Genomic DNA, 17,892 nt, shown 5'->3' with positions numbered 1-17,892 from the left:
CCAGAGCCTCCTGCGGGAAGCGGCCCTCCTCGTCCACCTCGGCGGCGAACGGCGCGATCTTCGCCTCGGCGAGCGAGCGCACCGACTCGCGGAGCATGTCGTGCTCCTCCGACGGCCGGTAAAGGTCGAAATCTGTCGAGCCCGCCACGGTGCCTTCACTCCCCAGAATCGCTAATTACCGTTAAGTAACTCAATTCTAGAGGCGGGCAGCGGCCGGGCATACGTGACCTTGCTGACAGCGAACTCCCCACTGGGCCTGGGACACCTCCCAGGGGCAGCTCTGGGGTGCCCGCCTCACAGCCAGACTATGCTCGGGCCCGCAGTCCAGCCCGACCCACCATGGAGCACACATGGCCCCGAAGATCACCGTGATCGGCACCGGATACCTTGGCGCCACGCACGCCGCCGCCATGGCAGAGCTGGGCTTCGAGGTGCTGGGCGTCGACATCTCTCCGGAGAAGGTAGAGATGCTCTCGGCGGGCCGGGTGCCGATGTACGAGCCGGGGCTGGAGGAGTTGCTGCGCCGACACGTCGCGGGCTTCGAGGGCTCCTCGGGGCGGCTGCGCTTCACCACCTCCTACGAGGAGATTGCGGAGTTCGGCGACGTCCACTTCGTCTGCGTGAACACCCCGCAGAAGCACGGTGAGTACGCGGCCGACATGAGTTACGTCGACACCGCCTTCGAGCAGCTGGCGCCGCATCTGCGGCGGCCCTGCCTCGTCGTCGGCAAGTCCACCGTGCCGGTGGGCAGCGCGGCCCGGCTCGCGGACCGGCTCGCCGAGCTGGCCCCGGTGGGCGAGGACGCGGAGCTGGCCTGGAACCCGGAGTTCCTGCGCGAGGGCTTCGCCGTCCAGGACACGCTGCACCCGGACCGGATCGTGGTCGGCGTCACGAGCGAGCGCGCGGAGAAGCAGCTGCGCGAGGTGTACCAGACCCCCGTCGCAGAGGGCTCGCCCTTCATCGTCACCGACTACCCGACCGCCGAGCTGGTGAAGGCCTCCGCCAACTCCTTCCTCGCCACCAAGATCTCGTTCATCAACGCGATGGCCGAGGTGTGCGAGGCGGCCGACGGCGACGTGGTGAAGCTGGCGGAGGCCATCGGGCACGACGAGCGGATCGGCAAGAAGTTCCTGCGGGCCGGCATCGGCTTCGGCGGCGGCTGCCTGCCCAAGGACCTCCGCGCGTTCATGGCCCGGGCCGGTGAGCTGGGCGTGGACCAGGCGCTCACCTTCCTCCGCGAGATCGACTCCATCAACATGCGGCGCCGCGGGCAGATGGTGGAGCTCACCCGCGAGGCCCTGGGCGGCGGCAGCTTCCTCGGCAAGCGCGTGGCGGTGCTCGGGGCGACCTTCAAGCCGGACTCCGACGACGTACGGGACTCCCCCGCGCTCAACGTCGCCGGGCAGATCCACCTCCAGGGCGGCCAGGTCACCGTCTACGACCCCAAGGGCATCGAGAACGCCCGCCGTCTGTTCCCGACCCTCGGGTACGCCCCGACGGCGCCGGACGCGGCCCGCGGTGCGGACGTGGTGCTCCACCTCACCGAGTGGCAGGAGTTCCGCGACCTGGACCCGGCGGCGCTCGGCCAGGTCGTCGCGGAGCGGCGGATCCTGGACGGCCGCAACGCGCTGGACCCGGAGCTGTGGCGCGAGGCGGGCTGGACGTACCGGGCCCTGGGCCGCCCGCGGGCGTAGTGCCTTCCGGCGGGTCGTGGCCACCGTCGGGCGCGGGCGCTAGCCGTCCAGGCGGCCGATCGTCACCGTCGACGGGGCGCGGCGGTGCTGGGTGGCGCGGGCGGTGAACTCCGTGTCCCGCATCACCCGCAGGGCGTTCTGCCAGGTCAGCTTCGCCAGGTCCGACTCCGGCCAGCCGCGCTCCACAAGTTCCGTGATCAGCCGCGGATAGCCGGACGCGTCCTCCAGGCCCATCGGGCGGCCGACGCCGCCCGTGTCGTACGAGGCGCCGAGGCCGACGTGGTCCGGGCCCGTCACGGCCCGTACGTGGTCCAGGTGGTCGGCCACATCCCGTACGGTCGCCGTCCCCTCCCCGTCCGGGCACACGTACTCCGCCTCGAAGGTCACCATGCAGACGCCGCCGCGCGCCGCCATCCGGTCCAGCACGTCGTCGGGGACGTTGGCCGGGTGATCCGTCAGGGCCCGGGCGGCGGAGTGGGAGAAGACGACCGGGGCCTTGCTGATGGCGATGGCGCGCCGCATGGTGGCGGCCGAGCTGCCGGACAGGTCGACGAGCATCCCGATCCGGTTCATCTCCCGGATGACCTCCTCGCCGAAGAGCGTGAGGCCGCCCGCGCGCGGCTCGTCGGCCGACGCGTCCGCCCACGGGGTGTTCCGCCCCTCGGCGAGCGCCATCCGGCGCACGCCCAGCTGGAACAGGGCGCGCAGCGCGCCCAGCGAGCTGTCGATGCACTGGCCGCCGCCCGCGGCCAGCAGCGAGGCGATACGGCCGCGCCGGCGCGCCTCGATCATGTCGTCCGCGGTGAGGGTCAGGCGCAGCGCGTCGGGGTAGGCGCGGATGAGGGCGTGGACGAACTCGATCTGCTCGAGAGTGACGCTGACCGCGCGGTCGCCCGTCACCACCTCGGGCACGGACACCGACCAGAACTGCGCGGCCACATGCCCGGCCCGGAGCCGGGGGATGTCGGTGTGCACCCCGCCCTCGCCGGTGTCGAGGTCGAAGCGGCTGGGGCTCAGCTCGTGGCCGGAGCGCAGCCGCAGTTCCCAGGCGAGCCCGTTGAGGCCGTCCACCACGGGGTGCCGGGCGAGCAGGGCCCGGGCGCGCGCCGCCGCGTCGGGCACCCCGGGATCGGGACACAGTTCCGCCTCGGTGCAGGGGTCGACCGGGGAAGCGGGCGCGGCTGAGGGCGCTGGCGGCGCGTCCAGCGCGGGCGGGTCCAGCAGGTCGGTCGCGTCCAGCAGGACGGGGGCGAGGTCGGCCATGGCGCGGACTTTCGTGCTCGGCGGTCGGGGTTCTTCCGCCACCCTGACACGCTGGTCCGGGCCTTTCGCGGTGGGAGAGGCGTACGGGTGGTGCGCCGCCCAACCGACCTGACGAGCCGTTAGGCCGTCAGCCGTCGAGCTCCTCGATCGTCGCGTTCGAGGGGCGGCGCCGCGGGTCCGCCTGGATCCCGCGTGCCACGTCCTCGGCGGCCCGGAGCGCGCGCACCGCGTTGTGCCACGTCAGCTTGGCGACGTCGGACGGGGACCAGCCGCGGCGCAGCAGCTCGGCGATCAGGTTCGGGTACCCGGCGACGTCGTCGAGGCCCGCGGGCGTGAAGGCGGTGCCGTCGTAGTCACCGCCGATGCCGATGTGGTCGATGCCCGCCGCCTCGCGCATGTGGTCGAGGTGGTCGGCCACGGTGGCGGCGGTGGCGACGGGCCGCGGGTTGGCCTCCTCGTACGCGCGCTGGACCTTGAGCCCGGCCGGGGTGGTGTCGAGCGGGTGCAGGCCGTGGGCGCGCATGTTCTCGTCGGCGCCCCGGGTCCACTCGATGGCCGCGGGGAGGATGAACTTCGGGACGAAGGTGGCCATGGCCACGCCGCCGTTGAGCGGGAGAAGCCCCAGGACGTCGTCGGGGATGTTGCGCGGGTGGTCGCAGACGGCGCGGGCCGAGGAGTGCGAGAAGACCACCGGGGCCTCGGTGACGCGCAGCGCGTCGCGCATGGTGTCGGCCGAGACGTGGGAGAGGTCGACGAGCATGCCGGTCCGGTTCATCTCGCGGACCACTTCCTCGCCGAAGCGCGTGAGCCCGTTCGCCCGCGGCTCGTCGGTCGCCGAGTCCGCCCACGGGATGCTGTCGTTGTGGGTGAGCGTCATATAGCGCACGCCGAGGTCGTAGAACGCGCGCAGGGTGGCGAGCGAGCAGTTGATGCTGTGGCCACCCTCGGCGCCCATCAGGGAGGCGATACGGCCCTCGGCGCGGGCGGCCTCCATGTCGTCCGCGGTGAGCGCGCGGCGCAGGTCGCGCGGGTAACGCCGGATCAGCTGTCCCACGACATCGATCTGTTCGAGGGTGGCGCTGACGGCCTGGTCCCCGGCCATGTCCGAGCGGACGTACACGGACCAGAACTGCGCGCCGACCCCGCCGTCCCGCAGCCGCGGGATGTCGGTGTGCAGGTACGCGCTCTGGTCGGTGGCGATGTCGCGCCGGTCGATGTCGTAGCGGACCTGCTCGCGCAGGGCCCAGGGGAGGTCGTTGTGGCCGTCGGCCACGGGGTGGGCGGCGAGCAGTTCGCGGGCGAGTTCACCGTATTCGGGCACCGTCGCCGTCCCTTACTGGCCGAAGCCGAAGCCCGCGGTGCCGTCGACCTTCGCCCGCAGCCGCTTGCCCTTCTCCGTGGCCTGCTCGTTCAGCTCGCCCTGGAACTTCCGCATGCGGGCGAGGAGTTCGGGGTCGTGGGCGGCGAGCATCCGGACCGCGAGCAGGCCGGCGTTGCGGGCGCCCGCGACGGAGACGGTGGCGACGGGGACGCCGGCCGGCATCTGCACGATGGAGAGCAGGCTGTCCATGCCGTCGAGGTACTTCAGGGGCACGGGGACGCCGATCACCGGGAGCGGGGTCACGGAGGCGAGCATGCCGGGCAGGTGGGCGGCGCCGCCCGCGCCCGCGATGATCGCCTTGAGGCCGCGGTCCGCGGCCTGCTCGCCGTACGCGACCATCTCGCGCGGCATGCGGTGCGCCGACACGACATCGACCTCGTAGGGCACCTCGAACTCGTCGAGCGCCTTGGCGGCGGCCTCCATCACCGGCCAGTCCGAGTCGGAGCCCATCACGATGCCGATGGCAGGGGCTGAGCTCATTCCTTGATCGTCCCTCGCAGGTAGTCGGCGGCGTGCCGGGCGCGCTCGCGCACGTCGGCCAGGTCGTCGCCGTAGACGTTGACATGGCCGACCTTACGGCCCGGCTTCACGTCCTTGCCATACATATGGATCTTCAACTGCGGGTCGCGGGCCATGCAGTGCAGATACGCGGAGTACATGTCGGGGAAGTCGCCGCCGAGGACGTTGGCCATGACGGTCCACTTCGCGCGCGGGCGCGGGTCGCCGAGCGGCAGGTCGAGGACGGCCCGTACGTGGTTGGCGAACTGCGAGGTGACGGCGCCGTCCTGGGTCCAGTGGCCGGAGTTGTGCGGGCGCATCGCCAGCTCGTTGACCAGAATCCCAGAAGTGCCGTCGTCGCTTCGGGTCTCGAAGAGCTCCACCGCGAGATGGCCGATGACGTCCAGCTCCTTGGCGACGGTCAGGGCCAGCCCCTGCGCCTTGAGGGACAGCTCCTCCGAGAGGCCGGGCGCGGGGGCGATCACGGTGTCGCAGACGCCGTCGACCTGGATGGACTCCACGACGGGGTAGGCGACGGCCTGGCCGTGCGGGGACCGTACGACGTTGGCGGCGAGTTCCCGGACGAAGTCGACCTTCTCCTCGGCGAGGACGGGAACTCCCGCTTTGAACGGGTCACCCGCCTCTCCCGCGCTGCGGACGATCCAAACCCCCTTGCCGTCGTAACCGCCCCGCACGGTCTTCAGGACGACGGGGAAGCCCCCGCCTTCCTCAGCGAAGCGCACGACGTCGGCCGGGTCCGCCACAATCCGGTGACGCGGACAGGGCACGCCGATCGCGTCGAGCCTGGCCCGCATCACGCCCTTGTCCTGGGCGTGGATCAGGGCCTCGATCCCCGGGCGGATGACGACGCCGTCCGCCTCCAGGACCCGCAGGTGCTCGGTCGGCACGTGCTCGTGGTCGAAGGTGACGACATCGCAGCCCTGTGCGAAAGCACGAAGGGTCTCGAGGTCGCGGTAATCGCCAACGACGACGTCGCTGACGACCTGCGCCGCAGAGTCCTGCGGCGTGTCGCTGAGGAGCTTGAACTTCAGGCCGAGGGGGATGCCCGCCTCGTGGGTCATACGGGCGAGCTGGCCGCCGCCGACCATGCCGACTACCGGGAACGTCACCCACCCAGGGTATCCGCACACCGGGACCGCTTCCGCCCCTCGCCTTGGACGATCCTCCAAGCGCTTCGACGTGGGGAACTCCATATGAGAGGCCCGGCCATCCGCGGGTGTCGGCCAGCGTCATGAGGGGCCCCTGGTTAGCATGAGGAAGCCGGGCTGAAGCCGAGACCACGCCAGTAACGGAGCCACACGATCACTATGAGTGAACGGCGCACACTGCGTTCGCGGCTGGAGCAGCTCAAACAGCTGGCCCGCGAGCTCGCCAAGTTCGGGACCGTCGGCGCCGTCGGTTTTCTGGTGAACTTCGTCGTCTTCAACCTGTGTGTGCACGCCGTCGGCCTGGCCGTGGTGCGCTCCGGCGTGATTGCCACCTTCATCGCGATCTGCACGAACTACGTCGGCAACCGCTACTGGACCTACCGGGACTGCGACAAGTCGCGGCGCAGCCGCGAGCTCACGCTCTTCTTCCTCTTCAGCGGTGTCGGCCTGGTGATCGAGAACGGCATCCTGGCTCTCTCCCACTACGGCTTCGGCTTCACCTCGACCGTCGCGGACAACATCGCGAAGAACGTGATCGGGCTCGGCATCGCCACGGTCTTCCGCTTCTGGTCGTACCGGACGTGGGTGTTCCGGGCGCTGCCCGGGCGCAAGGCCGTCGAGACCGCGGAATCGTTCCTCGAGGAGAACACGCTCAACCGGACGAAGTGACCCAGGCTCCCCGCTGGGCTCCGGGCCTCAGCCCCGTCTCATGGTCCTCCCCCTGGGGGGCACGTCCCGGCCGTTAGGCCCAGGGACTACCGCTGGGAAGTGCCCCCATCGCGGCTCAGGAAAAGCGCGAAGACCGGCGGGTGCTGCTGGAGCAGCTCGAGGCGCCCGCCGTCCGCCTCCGCCAGGTCCCGCGCCACCGCCAGGCCGAGCCCCGTGGAGCTCCGCCCGCTGACCGTGCGCTCGAAGACCCGCGCTCCCAGGTCCGGCGGCACGCCGGGCCCCTCGTCCGTGACCTCGACCACCACCTGGTTGCCCGTGACCCGGGTGCGGATGGCCACCGGACCGGCGCCGTGCATCAGCGAGTTCTCGATCAGCGCCGCCAGCACCTGCGCGACGGCGCCCGGGGTGCCCACCGCCCGGAGCCCCTTCTTGCCCGAGCGGACGATGATCCGCCCGGCGCTCCGGTAGGCCGGCCGCCACTCCTCGATCTGCTGCTTGACCACCTCGTCCAGATCGAAGCCGACGGCCGATCCGGCGTGCGGATCCCGGGAGTTGGTGAGCAGCCGCTGCACCACATCGGTCAGCCGCTCGACCTGTCCGAGCGCGATCGTCGCCTCGTCCTTCACCGTCGCCAGGTCGTCCGTGGCGGTGATCTCCTCCAGCCGCATGGTGAGCGCGGTCAGCGGCGTACGGAGCTGGTGGGAGGCGTCGGCGGCCAGCCGCCGCTCGGCCGTCAGCATCCGCCCGATCCGCTCCGCGCTCGCGTCGAGGACGTCGGCGACCCGGTCCAGCTCGGGCACCCCGTACCGCCGGTGGCGCGGCCGCGGGTCGCCGGAGCCCAGCCGCTCCGCGGTCTCGGCGAGATCGGTGAGCGGCGCGGTCAGCCGGTGCGACTGGCGTACGGCGAGCAGGACGGCGGCGACGACGGCGAGCAGCGCGACCGCGAGGATGATCAGCAGCGTGCGGCCGATCTCCTCGGTGACCGTGCTCGAGGACGCCTGGACGGTCACCGTCTCGCCCTCCTCGCCGCGCTCCTTGGCCTCGATGGCATCGCCCTCGGGCCGCTCGCCGACCTCGACGGGCGCCCGTCCCGGCATCTCGATCCGGGCGTAGCGGTCGGGGGTGATCTGGTTGCGCAGCACCTCGGGGCTGATCCGCTCGCCGCCCAGCAGGCGGCTGTCGACGATGCTGACCAGGCGTACGGCCTCCGAGCCGACGCTCTCCCGGGCACTGTTCTCGATCGTCCTGGTCTCGACGATCACCAGGGAGATGCCGAAGACGGCGATGACGACGAGCACTACGGCGAGCGTGGAGTTGATCAGACGGCGGCGCACTTTGCCCTCCGGGCAGGGATCACACGAATCGGCGGGCCGTGAGGACGGCCGCCCCCGAGCCGAGCGCGGCATTCCGCCGCCCCGCCCGGCACTCGATGCTATGCATCACCGCTTCCCGCCCGGAGCGCACTAGCTCTTCTCGAACCGGAAGCCGACCCCGCGCACGGTGGCGATGTAGCGCGGGTTCGCGGCGTCGTCGCCGAGCTTCTTGCGGAGCCAGGAGATGTGCATGTCGAGGGTCTTGGTGGAGGACCACCACGTGGTGTCCCACACTTCGCGCATCAGCTGGTCGCGCGTGACGACCCGGCCCGCGTCCCGTACGAGCACCCGCAGCAGGTCGAACTCCTTCGCGGTGAGCTGCAGCTCCTCCTCGCCCATCCAGGCGCGGTGCGACTCGACGTCGATCCGCACGCCGTGGGTGGCGGGCGGCTGCGCCTGCGCTTCCGCTGCCCCGCGGCGCAGCAGGGCCCGCACGCGCGCGAGGAGCTCGGCGAGGCGGAAGGGCTTGGTGACGTAGTCGTCGGCGCCCGCGTCGAGCCCGACGACGGTGTCCACCTCGTCGGCCCGGGCGGTGAGCACGAGCACCGGGAAGCCGTGGCCCTCCGTACGGAGCCTCCGGCAGACCTCGAGACCGTCCATGCCCGGCAGACCCAGGTCGAGGACGAGGAGGTCGACACTTCCCTGGAGACCGGCGTCGAGAGCGGTGGGACCGTCCTCCCGCACCTCGACCTCGTACCCCTCACGGCGCAGTGCGCGGGCGAGCGGCTCCGAGATGGATGAGTCATCCTCGGCGAGCAGTACTCGGGTCATGGAGTGATGGTAGTCCGCACTTTCGCCGGGGCGCCCCGTCCTGACAACGGCCCTCTGGGATGAGGGGCGAGGTCGTGGGCTACCTTCGAATGTGCCTCGCTGGTTCCGCGTTCACCTGTGATCCATGCCTCAAGTCCTTCCATATGCCCCATGACTTGACGTATGGTGACGAAGCGTCCACCCGCACGATCAGGGACCTTTGGCTGCGTTCGAAGCGCCGGAGGTCCTTCGTCTGTGCGCGGCCGCCACCTCCCCCCATTCCGGGCGCTCCCCCCACACACGGGTGCGTCCCGAGCGAGCAAGGAACGACCATGGCGTCCAGCCCGACGAAGGGCGCCGCACAGCAGGGGACCCCTGCAAGCGGCAAGACCTTCTTCGGCCACCCGCGCGGACTGGCCACCCTCTTCATGACCGAGATGTGGGAGCGCTTCAGCTTCTACGGGATGCGGGCGCTGCTCGTCGTCTACCTGATCGCCGGCGGCCCCGACGCCAAGCCCGGCAGCCAGGGCGGCGGTCTGGGCATGTCCGAGGCCAACGCGGTGGCCATCTACTCCGTTTACCTCGCCATGGTCTACCTGCTGGCCATGCCCGGCGGCTGGTTCGGCGACCGGGTCTGGGGCCCGCGCAAGACCATCGCCATCGCGGGCGGTGTCATCATCTCCGGCCACCTCGCGCTGGCCCTGCCCGGCCAGGCGACGTTCTTCGTCGGCCTGGGCCTGGTGGCGCTGGGCTCCGGTCTGCTGAAGGCCAACATCTCCACGATGGTCGGCCACCTCTACGACGGTCCGCAGGACCCGCGCCGCGACGGCGGCTTCACCATCTTCTACATGGGCATCAACCTCGGTGCCTTCGCCGCCCCGCTGGTCATCGGCACGGTCGGCCAGACCGTCGGCTGGCACTACGGCTTCGCGCTCGCGGCCGTCGGCATGGCGCTGGGGCTGCTCCAGTTCCTGATCGGCTCCCGCCACCTCAGCGAGAAGAGCAGCGTGGTGAACGCCCCGCTGTCCCGCGAGGAGCGCCACTCCACGCTGCGCAAGGGCCTGCTCTGGCTGATCGTCGCGACCGTCTTCTACGGCGTGGTCGCCTTCTCCGGCAGCTTCACGCTCAACTGGGCGCTGGTGCCGATCACTCTGCTCGGCCTGGTCATTCCGACGGCGGTGCTGTTCCGCATCAAGCGCGACAGGGAGCTGTCGGCGGTCGAGCAGACCAAGATGAGCGGGTACATCTGGTTCTTCGTGGCCGCCGCCGTCTTCTGGATGATCTACGACCAGGGCGGCTCCACGCTGGCCGCCTTCGCCGAGACCAGGACCGCGGACACGCTGCTCGGCTTCGGCTTCCCGTCCTCGTGGTTCCAGTCCCTGAACCCGCTGTTCATCATGGCGCTGGCTCCGGTCTTCGCCTGGCTGTGGGTGTGGCTGTCCCGGCGTGACCGGGAGCCGAGCACGACCGTGAAGTTCGCGGGCGCGCTGGTGCTGATCGGCGCCTCGTTCTTCGTCTTCGTCATTCCGATGCTGATGGCCGAGGGCGGCACGAAGGTCAGCCCGATGTGGCTGGTCTCGATCTACATGGTCCAGACGATCGGTGAGCTCTGCCTCTCTCCGGTGGGCCTGTCGGTGACGACCAAGATGGCCCCGGCGAAGTACGCGAGCCAGATGATGGGCGTGTGGTTCCTCGCGGTCACCGCGGGCGACTGCGCAACCGGCCTGCTGTCGCTGGCGGGTGTGGACCTCAGCGGATCCGGCGTCGTCGGACTCGAGGCGGCGCTCGCGGCCCTGGCCGGATTCGCGATCTACATGTACCGCAAGCGGGTCGCGGGGCTGATGGCCGACGTCCACTGATCCACTCCGGCCCACCGGCCCACCGGCGTAAGCCTGGTGAGGGCCCCGGCGCACTCGGTGCCACCGAGTGCGCCGGGGCCTTCGCATTCATCGGCCTCCGCCCGCTAGCGGGTACCGCGCAGCCTGCGCCAGGGGGTGAAGGTGAAGACCGCGCCGCCGAGCAGAATGACCGTGCCCGCGACCAGGCCGAGGGCGCGCAGGGCGCCGTTGTCGCTCGCGCCGGTCTCGGCGAGGCCGCCGCTCGCGGACGAGCCGCCCGCCGAGCCGCCCGCCGAGCCGCCCGAACCGCCCGCGGCGCCTCCCGCCGCGGAGCCGCCCGCGGACGAGCCGCCGGAAGCGCCGCCCGGCTGGGCCGAGGTGTCCAGTTCGAGCGAGACGCCCGGGTCCTTCGCCGGCGTGCAGGTGGCGGTCGTACCCAGGGCCTCGATGGTCAGGACGCCCGGGGTGAGCGTCGCCTTGCCGGTGGCGCCCGGCTTGTACGTGCCCTTGAGATCGGGGATCTCGATGGGGTCACCGGACTTGATGGGCTCCTTGTTCGTCGGCCCTTCGACGTGGACCGTGCCCTTGTCGGCGCCGCCCAGCACGACCTCCATGGAGGGCTTGACCGAGTCCTCCGGGATATCGGCCGGGCTGTCCATGACGGACTTGGTGAACTTCACCGTCAGATCGAAACTGCCGCCGTTCTTCTTGCCGTTGATCTGGACCGGTGAGGTCGCCTCCTTGTCACCGATGGGGGTCTTGCACTTGTACGGGACCTCGACCTCCTTGCCCTTGTACTCGGTGCCGTCGGGGTCTCCCCCGCCGCCGGAGGATCCGCCGGAGGCCGAACCGGACGACGTACCCCCGGACGACGAGCTGCCGCCCGAGGTGGAGCCGCCCGAGTCCGTACCGCCGGTGTCGCCGCCGGTCGTACTGCCCGTCGTGCTGCCGCCCGTGGTGCTTCCGCCGGTCGTGTCCCCGCCGCCGTCCGTCACCTTGATGGTGGCGGCGGGCTTCACCTCCTCCTTCGGAGAGCACTTGGTGTCCGTGGAGATGGGCTTGTTGACGTTGATGTTGTAGAAGCCGGGCGTCAGCGTCACCTCGCCCGCCTTCTCCAGCTTCAGCGTGCCCTTCATGTCGGACAGCACCATGGGACTGTTCTTGGGGATCGGCGGGTTCTGCCGTGCGCCCTCCACCGGCAGCTCACCGCTCTGCGCGCCCGCCACCGCGATCTTTCCCGTCGGCTTGACGCTGTCCTTCTCCAGGTCGAGGACGTCGGGGTTCTTGGAAGCGGCCTGCACCGTCTTCCACACCACCTCGACGGTGTCCCCGACCTTGGCCGTGTCCGGGGCCTGGATGTCCACCTTGGTGGTGCCCTGCACCGGTGGCATGCCGGAGATCGGCGGCGGTATGCATTCCGTGGCGAACGACACCTCTGCGGCCTGTGCCGGGCTCGCGGCGATCAGGAGCCCCGCACCGCCGAGCATCAGCGCTGAACCGGCCGCGCTCAGCTTCCGTTGGGAATTCACGAGCTTCCTTTCGACGTGGGTCGGTCTTCTGACGGTGCGGAGAGAGGTGCTTCCCGGGACGGGGGCGTGTCGGGGGTGAACCACGGGAGGGCGGCGGCGGGTTCGCTCGCCGCGGTGGGGTCCGGGGGATCCGGGTCGCCCGGGTCGCCCGGGGGGTCCGGGGGGTCCGGGGGATCCAGGGGGTCGGGGGAGTTCAGGCCGCACTGCCGGGTGCGGTGACGGCCTGCCGTATGACCCGCCGTACGGCCCGGCGCCCGCGGCCGTACGCGGTCGACGACCGCCATGCCGATCCGGAAGACCGCGGCCGGGACGACGACGAACAGCAGCACCCAGAAGAGCGTCACACCCCACGGGCGCCCGACGCCCCACGGCTGTTCGGTGAGCACTTTGTCCCCGTACTTCAGGGACACGAGGTAGTCGCCGTGCGCGCCCGCAGCCAGCTCGACCGGCAGCCTGATCCGCGCCTTCTCACCTGGCCGTACGGTTCCGCGCCACTGCTGTTCCTCCCATTGCGGGGCGAACACGCCGTGCGAGGTGCCGACCCGGAAGACGGGGTTCCTGGCCGGGGCCGAACCGAGGTTGCCGACGGTCAGGGCGAGTTGGCGCTGCGCGGGCGCGCCGAACCAGGTGAGCAGCCCGCTCGACCCCTCGAGCCGCGCCGCGAGCACCGCGAGCCGCCCGGTGCCCTCCTCCTCGGGCAGCGGCGCGACCGGGTGCCCTGCGACTTTCAGCGTCGCGTCCGCCGAGGCGGCCTCGCCCGTCACGGTCGCGACGTGCACGACACAGGGGCAGGGCTTGGGCGGTTCCGCGACCGGCAGCTTCCTGGTGAAGGTGCCGTCGCGGCGGGTGGTGACGGCGCGTCCGTCGGCGTTGGCGCAGGCGTTGGTGCCGCCGATCATGTTCTGGCCGCAGATGAGCAGCGTCAGGAGGGTGCGAGGCCGCCAGCCCTTGCCTGTGACGGTGATCGTCCCGCCGGCGCCCGCCTCCTCTTCGGAGAGGCTGACGCTCGGGCCCTCGGCGGCCGCGGCGCGCGAGGCGCCTCCGGCAGGGAAGACGACGAGCGCGGCGGCGGCCAGCATGGCGAGCAGCGCGGCCGGCACGGCGCGCTGTGCGGGCGGCGCGGCTGCGCGCGTTGAGCGCCTGGCCACGCGCGGACGAGCGAGCACGGAGTCGTCCGTCCCCGCGCCCGGTCGGGCCGGAGGACACCCCGGCCCGGCAGGTCGCCGGATGTCCTTGCTGCCGCTCACCGTGCCGCCCCCGATCCCGTATCCGCCAACGTCCGCTCGCACCCGGCCTCGTGCCCTCCGTCGTCCGCTCCGGCTCCGTCTCCGTCTCGGGCTCCTGCTCCTGCCTGCTCCGCGCCGCTCGCGCGGGACGCCCGTCTGCGTCTGCGGCGCACGTACGTGCCGCCCGCGGCCGCCGCCGCCAGGCCGCCGCCGAGCAGCAGGAACCCGGCCGCCGCCCAGGGGAAGGCGGTGTACGAGGCGGTGGCCGAGCCGTGGGCGCCGCCCGCAGCGGTGGCGGTGAGCGTGACCCGCACCGAGTCGAGCCAGGGCGCCCCGGGCCACTTCTCGGTGAGCCGCACCCGCTGGCCCGGCAGCAGTTCCACCGGGAGGGCGCGGGCCCCTCGCTGGAGCACCTCGCCGCCGAAGAGGCCGTCGGCCCGTACCGCGATCCTGGGGCTCAGCGCGGCGTTGCCGCGGTTGACGAGCGCATAGTGGATCTCGGCGCCGCTGCCGGTCGCCGCGACGGACACGTCCTCGACCGACAGCGCGGACAGCGTCGGCCCGGTGACCCTCAGATGGATCCGTACGCCCGACTCCCGCCCGCCGCCGGTCACGACGACCGCGCCGGGGTGGTCGCCCGGCACGGCGTCCGGCGGGACGGTCACCGTGAAGGGGACCTCGGCCCGGGTGCGGGGCGGCACCTTCACCTTCGTGGAGGCGAGGGCCACCCACGCGCCGACGCCGGTACTCCGGCCGGTCTCCCGTACGGCGAAGGCCCCGGCGTGCGTGTTGTACGCGTCGGCGCCGCGCAGTTCTACGGTCCGCGGCCGGTCGCCGGGGTTGGCGACGGCGACCGTGTCCTCGAGCACGCTCCCCGGCCGCCCCTCCAGATAGAAGTACGCCCGCCCTCCCGCACTGGGCCTGCTCCCGCCCCCGGGCGCAGGCGCGGCCGACCAGCCCGCGTCCGCGGCGGGCCCCCCGTACGCAGGCGCACTGACCAGCACCGCAGCGGCAGCAGCCAGCGCTGCGGCAAGACCCACGGCTCCCCTGCGAGTACGGGACGTCATCGGCGGCTCCTCGAGTGTTCGCTCGCGGGCGGGTTGGGCACTGGCGCAACGCGGGGGGCGCGTGGTGCGCTATCGGCAGGGGGCCGACGGCTCGCCGAACCTCGGTCAGCGTCGGTGATCAGCTGAGTCCGCAGCCCCAGGGCCCAGACCCGCGGTCGGCGGCCGGCAGCGGGGCGGTCGTGCGGCTCGGCGGTCGGCAGCGGGCGGTCGTGCGGCTCGGCGGTCGCTCCGCCCGCGAGCCGCGCGGGGCGGCGGCACCGGCGCCTGCGCGCGAGACCGCACCCGGCGCGCCCGCGCTAGGCCGCCGGCCGCTGGCCTCGGCGGGTCAGCCAGAGCGCTCCGGCCACTCCGGCGAGGAGAACCGTTCCGCCGAGAGTTCCGAGCGCCACCGCCGAGTCCGCAGGCCCGGTCTGCGGCAGCTGCTCGCCGCCCGACGGCTCCGACTGCGCACCGCCCGTACCACCAGTACCACCCGTACCGCCCGCGGCGCCCTGCACGTCGAGCGTCAGCGACGGCTTGGGGTCGTTCACCGGGTTGCACGTGGTCGTCGTGCCCAGCGCCTTGATCGTCAGGGTCGAGGCGGTGAAGGTGACCTTGCCGCTCGCCTTCGGGGTGTAGGTACCCGTCAAGTCGGTGATCTTGATCGGGGTGTTGGCGGGGATCGCCTCGGCGTTCGGCGGGCCCGACACGGGCACCGTGCCGCTCTCCGCCCCGCCCAGCTTGATCAGCGCACTCGGCTTCATCGCCCCCTTGCCCAGCTCGACCGGGCTGGACGAGACGCCTTTCTCGAAGGTCATGGTGAGCTTGTAGGCGCTGCCGCTCTTGACGCTCCTGATGTCGATGGGCGAGACCGCGCCCTTGTTGCCGATCGGCGTCTTGCACTGGTAGTCGACGTCCACGACCTCGGCATGGGCGGCAGGGGCGGCCAGCAGAACCGCGGACCCGGCCGCCACTGCCGCAGCCACCGCGAGCGCGCCCCCGCGCGCGGCCGCACGGCGCTTCGTACGGGACACCTCGGAAACCTCGGACACCTCGGGATCCCCCTCTCGTCGGTCGGTTGTCGCCACCGGTCAATTACTGACGACACATCAGATCCGGCGCGACAGTACGCCGGGGACCTTGTAGAGGGAAGACAAAGAACACGCCGGATCGGCGTGTTCGGACAGGCTGGGGGCAGAAGCGGCGTCCTAGGCGGGCGCGGCCAGTTCCGCCCAAACGGTCTTGCCGATGCCGTCGGCGTTCCGCACGACCCCCCAGTCCAGGCACAGCCGCTGGACGATGAACATGCCGTGGCCGCCGGGCCGCCCCGCGCGGTGCGGGGTGCGGGGTGCGGGCGAGCCCGTGCCGAGGTCCACGACCTCGAGCCGCAGGACCTTGGCCGTGCAGCCGACGCGCAGCTCCTCCGGGCCCTCGGCGTGCAGACAGGCGTTGGTGACGAGCTCGGAGACGACGAGCAGCACATCCTCGGCCGCGGCCCGCTGGTCGCCGGTGGCCGCAGGCAGCCAGCCCCAGTCGTAGAGGGCCTGCCGGGTGAAGTCCCGGGCGCTCGGGACGATGCCGCTCGCCCCGTTGAGACGCAGCGTACGCACCTGGCCGGACGCGGGTACGGCACGGGAAGCACCGCCCGACTCCGGGCCGCGATCACCCGGCGAGTACGGCCGCGTGGTGCTCATCAGCGCTTCACCTCACCGATTCGCCGGTAACACAGGTAACGGGTACCTGACAGATTCATCAGATTCAGCTGTCTCCTGCCCGACCAATGCGCGAGAACACCCACTTCTTCGCTGCGGAACGTGTGACGCATATAACGCGCGTATCACGATTCGGGGCGGGCGGGGGAGCGATCAGTCGGTCGGCGAGTCGGCGAGAGCCTGGTCGAGCGTGTCATGCACGGTGAAGACGGCCTCCGCGCCTGTGATCTCGAAGACCCTCGCGACCACGGGGAGCATGCCGACCAGATGGACGCCACCACCTGCCGCCTCGGCCTTGAGCCGGGCGCCCAGCAGTACGTTGAGCCCGGTGGAATCACAGAACTCGAGCTGTGAACAGTCCACCACCAGCCGGGATCGCCCCTGGTCGACGCACCCCTCCAGCGGCTCGCGCAGCACCTCGGCGGTGTGGTGATCGAGCTCACCGGCCGGTGTCACGACCGCGCTGGACCCGTGGTGCCGAACCTCGACCTGGAGTCGGCCCCTGTTGGCACTGCCGACCATCCCGCGGTCCATGCGCACCCCTTCTGGTTGCTTGCGACGGCGCACCCCGAACCCTACGCCTTCGATACGCCGTCCGGTAGACGAACATCCCCTCGAAACGGACATAGGGCCATAATCAGACCTTGCTTTCCGCTGGCCGGAGCGGGTAGGGCTAGTAGGGACACGTTCAACCACAGCCGGCTTCGGAGGCGCCGCACACCGCAGGAAGAGAATCGGCACCCGGGCAGCCATATGCCGAGAACGATGGAGGAGACAATGTCACCCCGGCTCGACGAGCTGCGTACCGCCGACGACGCCCCCCACGGGCCCCGGTCCGCGACGTCGACAACCGAACCCGAGCAGCCGGAGCAGGAGCTCGCGCGGCTCGAACCGCTCGAGCACCAGATCGGCGCTCACGAGGGTCACGACGAAGACGTCTTCGCGGACCTCCCCGAGATCCCTCCGTACGACGAGGTGGCCCCGCTCGACGCGAGGGCCCTGTCCAAGACCCTCTTCGCGCGACTCGAGTCGCTCGAGGAAGGCACCCACGAGTACGCGTACGTCCGTAACACGCTGGTCGAGCTCAACCTCGCCCTGGTGAAGTTCGCGGCCTCCCGGTTCCGCTCCCGCAGCGAGCCCATGGAGGACATCGTCCAGGTCGGCACGATCGGCCTGATCAAGGCGATCGACCGCTTCGAGCTGAGCCGCGGCGTGGAGTTCCCCACCTTCGCGATGCCGACGATCGTCGGCGAGATCAAGCGGTTCTTCCGCGACACCAGCTGGTCGGTGCGCGTTCCGAGGCGGCTGCAGGAGCTGCGGCTCGACCTGGCCAAGGCGGGCGACGAGCTGTCCCAGCAGCTCGACCGCGCGCCGTCGGTGGCCGAGCTCGCCGAGCGCCTCGGCATCACCAAGGACGAGGTCGTCGAAGGCATGGCCGCGAGCAACGCGTACACCGCGAGCTCGCTCGACGCCCAGCCCGAGGAGGACGACACCGAGGGCGCCCTGGCGGACCGCATCGGTTACGAGGATCACGGGCTCGAGGGCATCGAGTACGTCGAGTCGCTGAAGCCGCTGATCGCCGAGCTGCAGCCGCGGGACCGGAAGATCCTGTCGCTGCGCTTCGTGGCCAACATGACGCAGTCCGAGATCGGCGAGGAGCTCGGCATCTCGCAGATGCACGTGTCGCGGCTGCTGACACGCACCCTCGGCCGATTGCGCAAGGGCCTGATGATCGACGAGTAAC

17 protein-coding genes are annotated in these 17,892 nt (G+C 71.4%); 4 read left to right on the top strand and 13 right to left on the bottom strand.

Annotation, left to right across the window (positions count from 1 at the left end):
• Positions 1-148 (bottom strand): acyl-CoA dehydrogenase family protein (locus tag ACTWP8_RS36470; RefSeq protein ID WP_443326360.1); only part of this gene is annotated, 148 nt, incomplete at its 3' end.
• A gap of 202 nt (positions 149-350) precedes the next feature.
• On the opposite strand from ACTWP8_RS36470, the gene ACTWP8_RS36465 reads away from it, so the two are divergent.
• Positions 351-1,694: a UDP-glucose dehydrogenase family protein gene (locus tag ACTWP8_RS36465; protein WP_443326355.1), complete on the top strand. Its 1,344-nt coding sequence runs from the start codon at positions 351-353 to the stop codon at positions 1,692-1,694.
• A gap of 39 nt (positions 1,695-1,733) precedes the next feature.
• Here the strand turns inward: ACTWP8_RS36465 and ACTWP8_RS36460 are convergent, their stop codons facing one another.
• The 4 genes from ACTWP8_RS36460 to ACTWP8_RS36445 form a co-directional block, all read right to left on the bottom strand.
• Positions 1,734-2,957: a dipeptidase gene (locus ACTWP8_RS36460; RefSeq protein ID WP_443326354.1), complete on the bottom strand. Its 1,224-nt coding sequence runs from the start codon at positions 2,955-2,957 to the stop codon at positions 1,734-1,736.
• A 127-nt stretch (positions 2,958-3,084) separates the two neighbouring features.
• Positions 3,085-4,278 (bottom strand): dipeptidase, encoded by a 1,194-nt coding sequence (locus ACTWP8_RS36455; RefSeq protein ID WP_443326353.1) that lies wholly within the window; start codon positions 4,276-4,278, stop codon positions 3,085-3,087.
• Positions 4,279-4,290: 12 nt separating this feature from the next.
• The gene (purE, locus tag ACTWP8_RS36450; protein ID WP_443313974.1) at positions 4,291-4,818 is read right to left on the bottom strand and encodes a 5-(carboxyamino)imidazole ribonucleotide mutase; all 528 of its coding nucleotides are present in this window, start codon (positions 4,816-4,818) and stop codon (positions 4,291-4,293) included.
• Positions 4,815-5,945: a 5-(carboxyamino)imidazole ribonucleotide synthase gene (locus ACTWP8_RS36445; RefSeq protein ID WP_443326359.1), complete on the bottom strand. Its 1,131-nt coding sequence runs from the start codon at positions 5,943-5,945 to the stop codon at positions 4,815-4,817. Before ACTWP8_RS36445 ends, purE begins: the two co-directional genes overlap by 4 nt.
• 219 nt (positions 5,946-6,164) lie before the next feature.
• Here ACTWP8_RS36445 and ACTWP8_RS36440 point away from each other — a divergent pair, with 219 nt between their 5' ends.
• Positions 6,165-6,674, top strand: coding sequence for a GtrA family protein (locus ACTWP8_RS36440; RefSeq protein ID WP_443313976.1), 510 nt, complete (start codon positions 6,165-6,167; stop codon positions 6,672-6,674).
• 86 nt (positions 6,675-6,760) lie between these two features.
• On the opposite strand, the gene ACTWP8_RS36435 is transcribed toward ACTWP8_RS36440, so the two are convergent.
• A complete protein-coding gene (locus ACTWP8_RS36435) occupies positions 6,761-8,008 on the bottom strand; it encodes an ATP-binding protein (RefSeq protein WP_443326352.1) in 1,248 nt (415 codons plus the stop codon).
• Between the two features lie 129 nt (positions 8,009-8,137).
• Positions 8,138-8,818, bottom strand: a complete 681-nt coding sequence (locus tag ACTWP8_RS36430) for a response regulator transcription factor (protein ID WP_443313978.1) — start codon at positions 8,816-8,818, stop codon at positions 8,138-8,140.
• A gap of 311 nt (positions 8,819-9,129) precedes the next feature.
• Here ACTWP8_RS36430 and ACTWP8_RS36425 point away from each other — a divergent pair, with 311 nt between their 5' ends.
• On the top strand, positions 9,130-10,656 hold the full coding sequence (locus ACTWP8_RS36425) for a peptide MFS transporter (RefSeq protein ID WP_443326351.1): 1,527 nt from the start codon (positions 9,130-9,132) through the stop codon (positions 10,654-10,656).
• A gap of 104 nt (positions 10,657-10,760) precedes the next feature.
• On the opposite strand, the gene ACTWP8_RS36420 is transcribed toward ACTWP8_RS36425, so the two are convergent.
• The 6 genes from ACTWP8_RS36420 to ACTWP8_RS36395 all read right to left on the bottom strand — a co-directional run bounded on the left by ACTWP8_RS36420 (position 10,761) and on the right by ACTWP8_RS36395 (position 16,682).
• Entirely contained in the window at positions 10,761-12,122 is a 1,362-nt protein-coding gene (locus ACTWP8_RS36420; RefSeq protein ID WP_443326358.1) for a hypothetical protein, read from the bottom strand.
• 38 nt (positions 12,123-12,160) lie between these two features.
• The gene (locus ACTWP8_RS36415; protein ID WP_443326350.1) at positions 12,161-13,312 is read right to left on the bottom strand and encodes a hypothetical protein; all 1,152 of its coding nucleotides are present in this window, start codon (positions 13,310-13,312) and stop codon (positions 12,161-12,163) included.
• Between the two features lie 95 nt (positions 13,313-13,407).
• Positions 13,408-14,457 (bottom strand): COG1470 family protein, encoded by a 1,050-nt coding sequence (locus tag ACTWP8_RS36410; protein WP_443326349.1) that lies wholly within the window; start codon positions 14,455-14,457, stop codon positions 13,408-13,410.
• A 296-nt stretch (positions 14,458-14,753) separates the two neighbouring features.
• Complete coding sequence (locus ACTWP8_RS36405; protein ID WP_443326357.1) at positions 14,754-15,470, bottom strand: LPXTG cell wall anchor domain-containing protein; 717 nt, start codon at positions 15,468-15,470, stop codon at positions 14,754-14,756.
• A gap of 174 nt (positions 15,471-15,644) precedes the next feature.
• Positions 15,645-16,130, bottom strand: coding sequence for an ATP-binding protein (locus tag ACTWP8_RS36400; protein ID WP_443326348.1), 486 nt, complete (start codon positions 16,128-16,130; stop codon positions 15,645-15,647).
• A 171-nt stretch (positions 16,131-16,301) separates the two neighbouring features.
• Positions 16,302-16,682, bottom strand: a complete 381-nt coding sequence (locus tag ACTWP8_RS36395) for an STAS domain-containing protein (RefSeq protein ID WP_443326347.1) — start codon at positions 16,680-16,682, stop codon at positions 16,302-16,304.
• A 231-nt stretch (positions 16,683-16,913) separates the two neighbouring features.
• Here ACTWP8_RS36395 and ACTWP8_RS36390 point away from each other — a divergent pair, with 231 nt between their 5' ends.
• Positions 16,914-17,891 (top strand): RNA polymerase sigma factor SigF, encoded by a 978-nt coding sequence (locus ACTWP8_RS36390; protein WP_443326346.1) that lies wholly within the window; start codon positions 16,914-16,916, stop codon positions 17,889-17,891.
• Position 17,892 lies beyond the last annotated feature (1 nt).

The organism is Streptomyces sp. 7N604 (assembly GCF_052245475.1).
Taxonomy (GTDB): Bacteria; Actinomycetota; Actinomycetes; order Streptomycetales; family Streptomycetaceae; genus Streptomyces.
The sequence above is the reverse complement of the archived record's forward strand: the minus strand, read 5'-3'. Positions and strand labels throughout refer to the sequence as shown.

Coding starts and splice junctions, on each gene's coding strand:
- ACTWP8_RS36465 (WP_443326355.1), top strand. CDS start 351: ATGGCCCCGAAGATCACCGTGATCGGCACCGGATACCTTGGCGCCACG.
- ACTWP8_RS36460 (WP_443326354.1), bottom strand. CDS start 2,957: ATGGCCGACCTCGCCCCCGTCCTGCTGGACGCGACCGACCTGCTGGAC.
- purE (WP_443313974.1), bottom strand. CDS start 4,818: ATGAGCTCAGCCCCTGCCATCGGCATCGTGATGGGCTCCGACTCGGAC.
- ACTWP8_RS36445 (WP_443326359.1), bottom strand. CDS start 5,945: ATGGTCGGCGGCGGCCAGCTCGCCCGTATGACCCACGAGGCGGGCATC.
- ACTWP8_RS36440 (WP_443313976.1), top strand. CDS start 6,165: ATGAGTGAACGGCGCACACTGCGTTCGCGGCTGGAGCAGCTCAAACAG.
- ACTWP8_RS36430 (WP_443313978.1), bottom strand. CDS start 8,818: ATGACCCGAGTACTGCTCGCCGAGGATGACTCATCCATCTCGGAGCCG.
- ACTWP8_RS36425 (WP_443326351.1), top strand. CDS start 9,130: ATGGCGTCCAGCCCGACGAAGGGCGCCGCACAGCAGGGGACCCCTGCA.
- ACTWP8_RS36420 (WP_443326358.1), bottom strand. CDS start 12,122: ATGCTCGGCGGTGCGGGGCTCCTGATCGCCGCGAGCCCGGCACAGGCC.
- ACTWP8_RS36410 (WP_443326349.1), bottom strand. CDS start 14,457: ATGACGTCCCGTACTCGCAGGGGAGCCGTGGGTCTTGCCGCAGCGCTG.
- ACTWP8_RS36400 (WP_443326348.1), bottom strand. CDS start 16,130: ATGAGCACCACGCGGCCGTACTCGCCGGGTGATCGCGGCCCGGAGTCG.
- ACTWP8_RS36395 (WP_443326347.1), bottom strand. CDS start 16,682: ATGGACCGCGGGATGGTCGGCAGTGCCAACAGGGGCCGACTCCAGGTC.
- ACTWP8_RS36390 (WP_443326346.1), top strand. CDS start 16,914: ATGGAGGAGACAATGTCACCCCGGCTCGACGAGCTGCGTACCGCCGAC.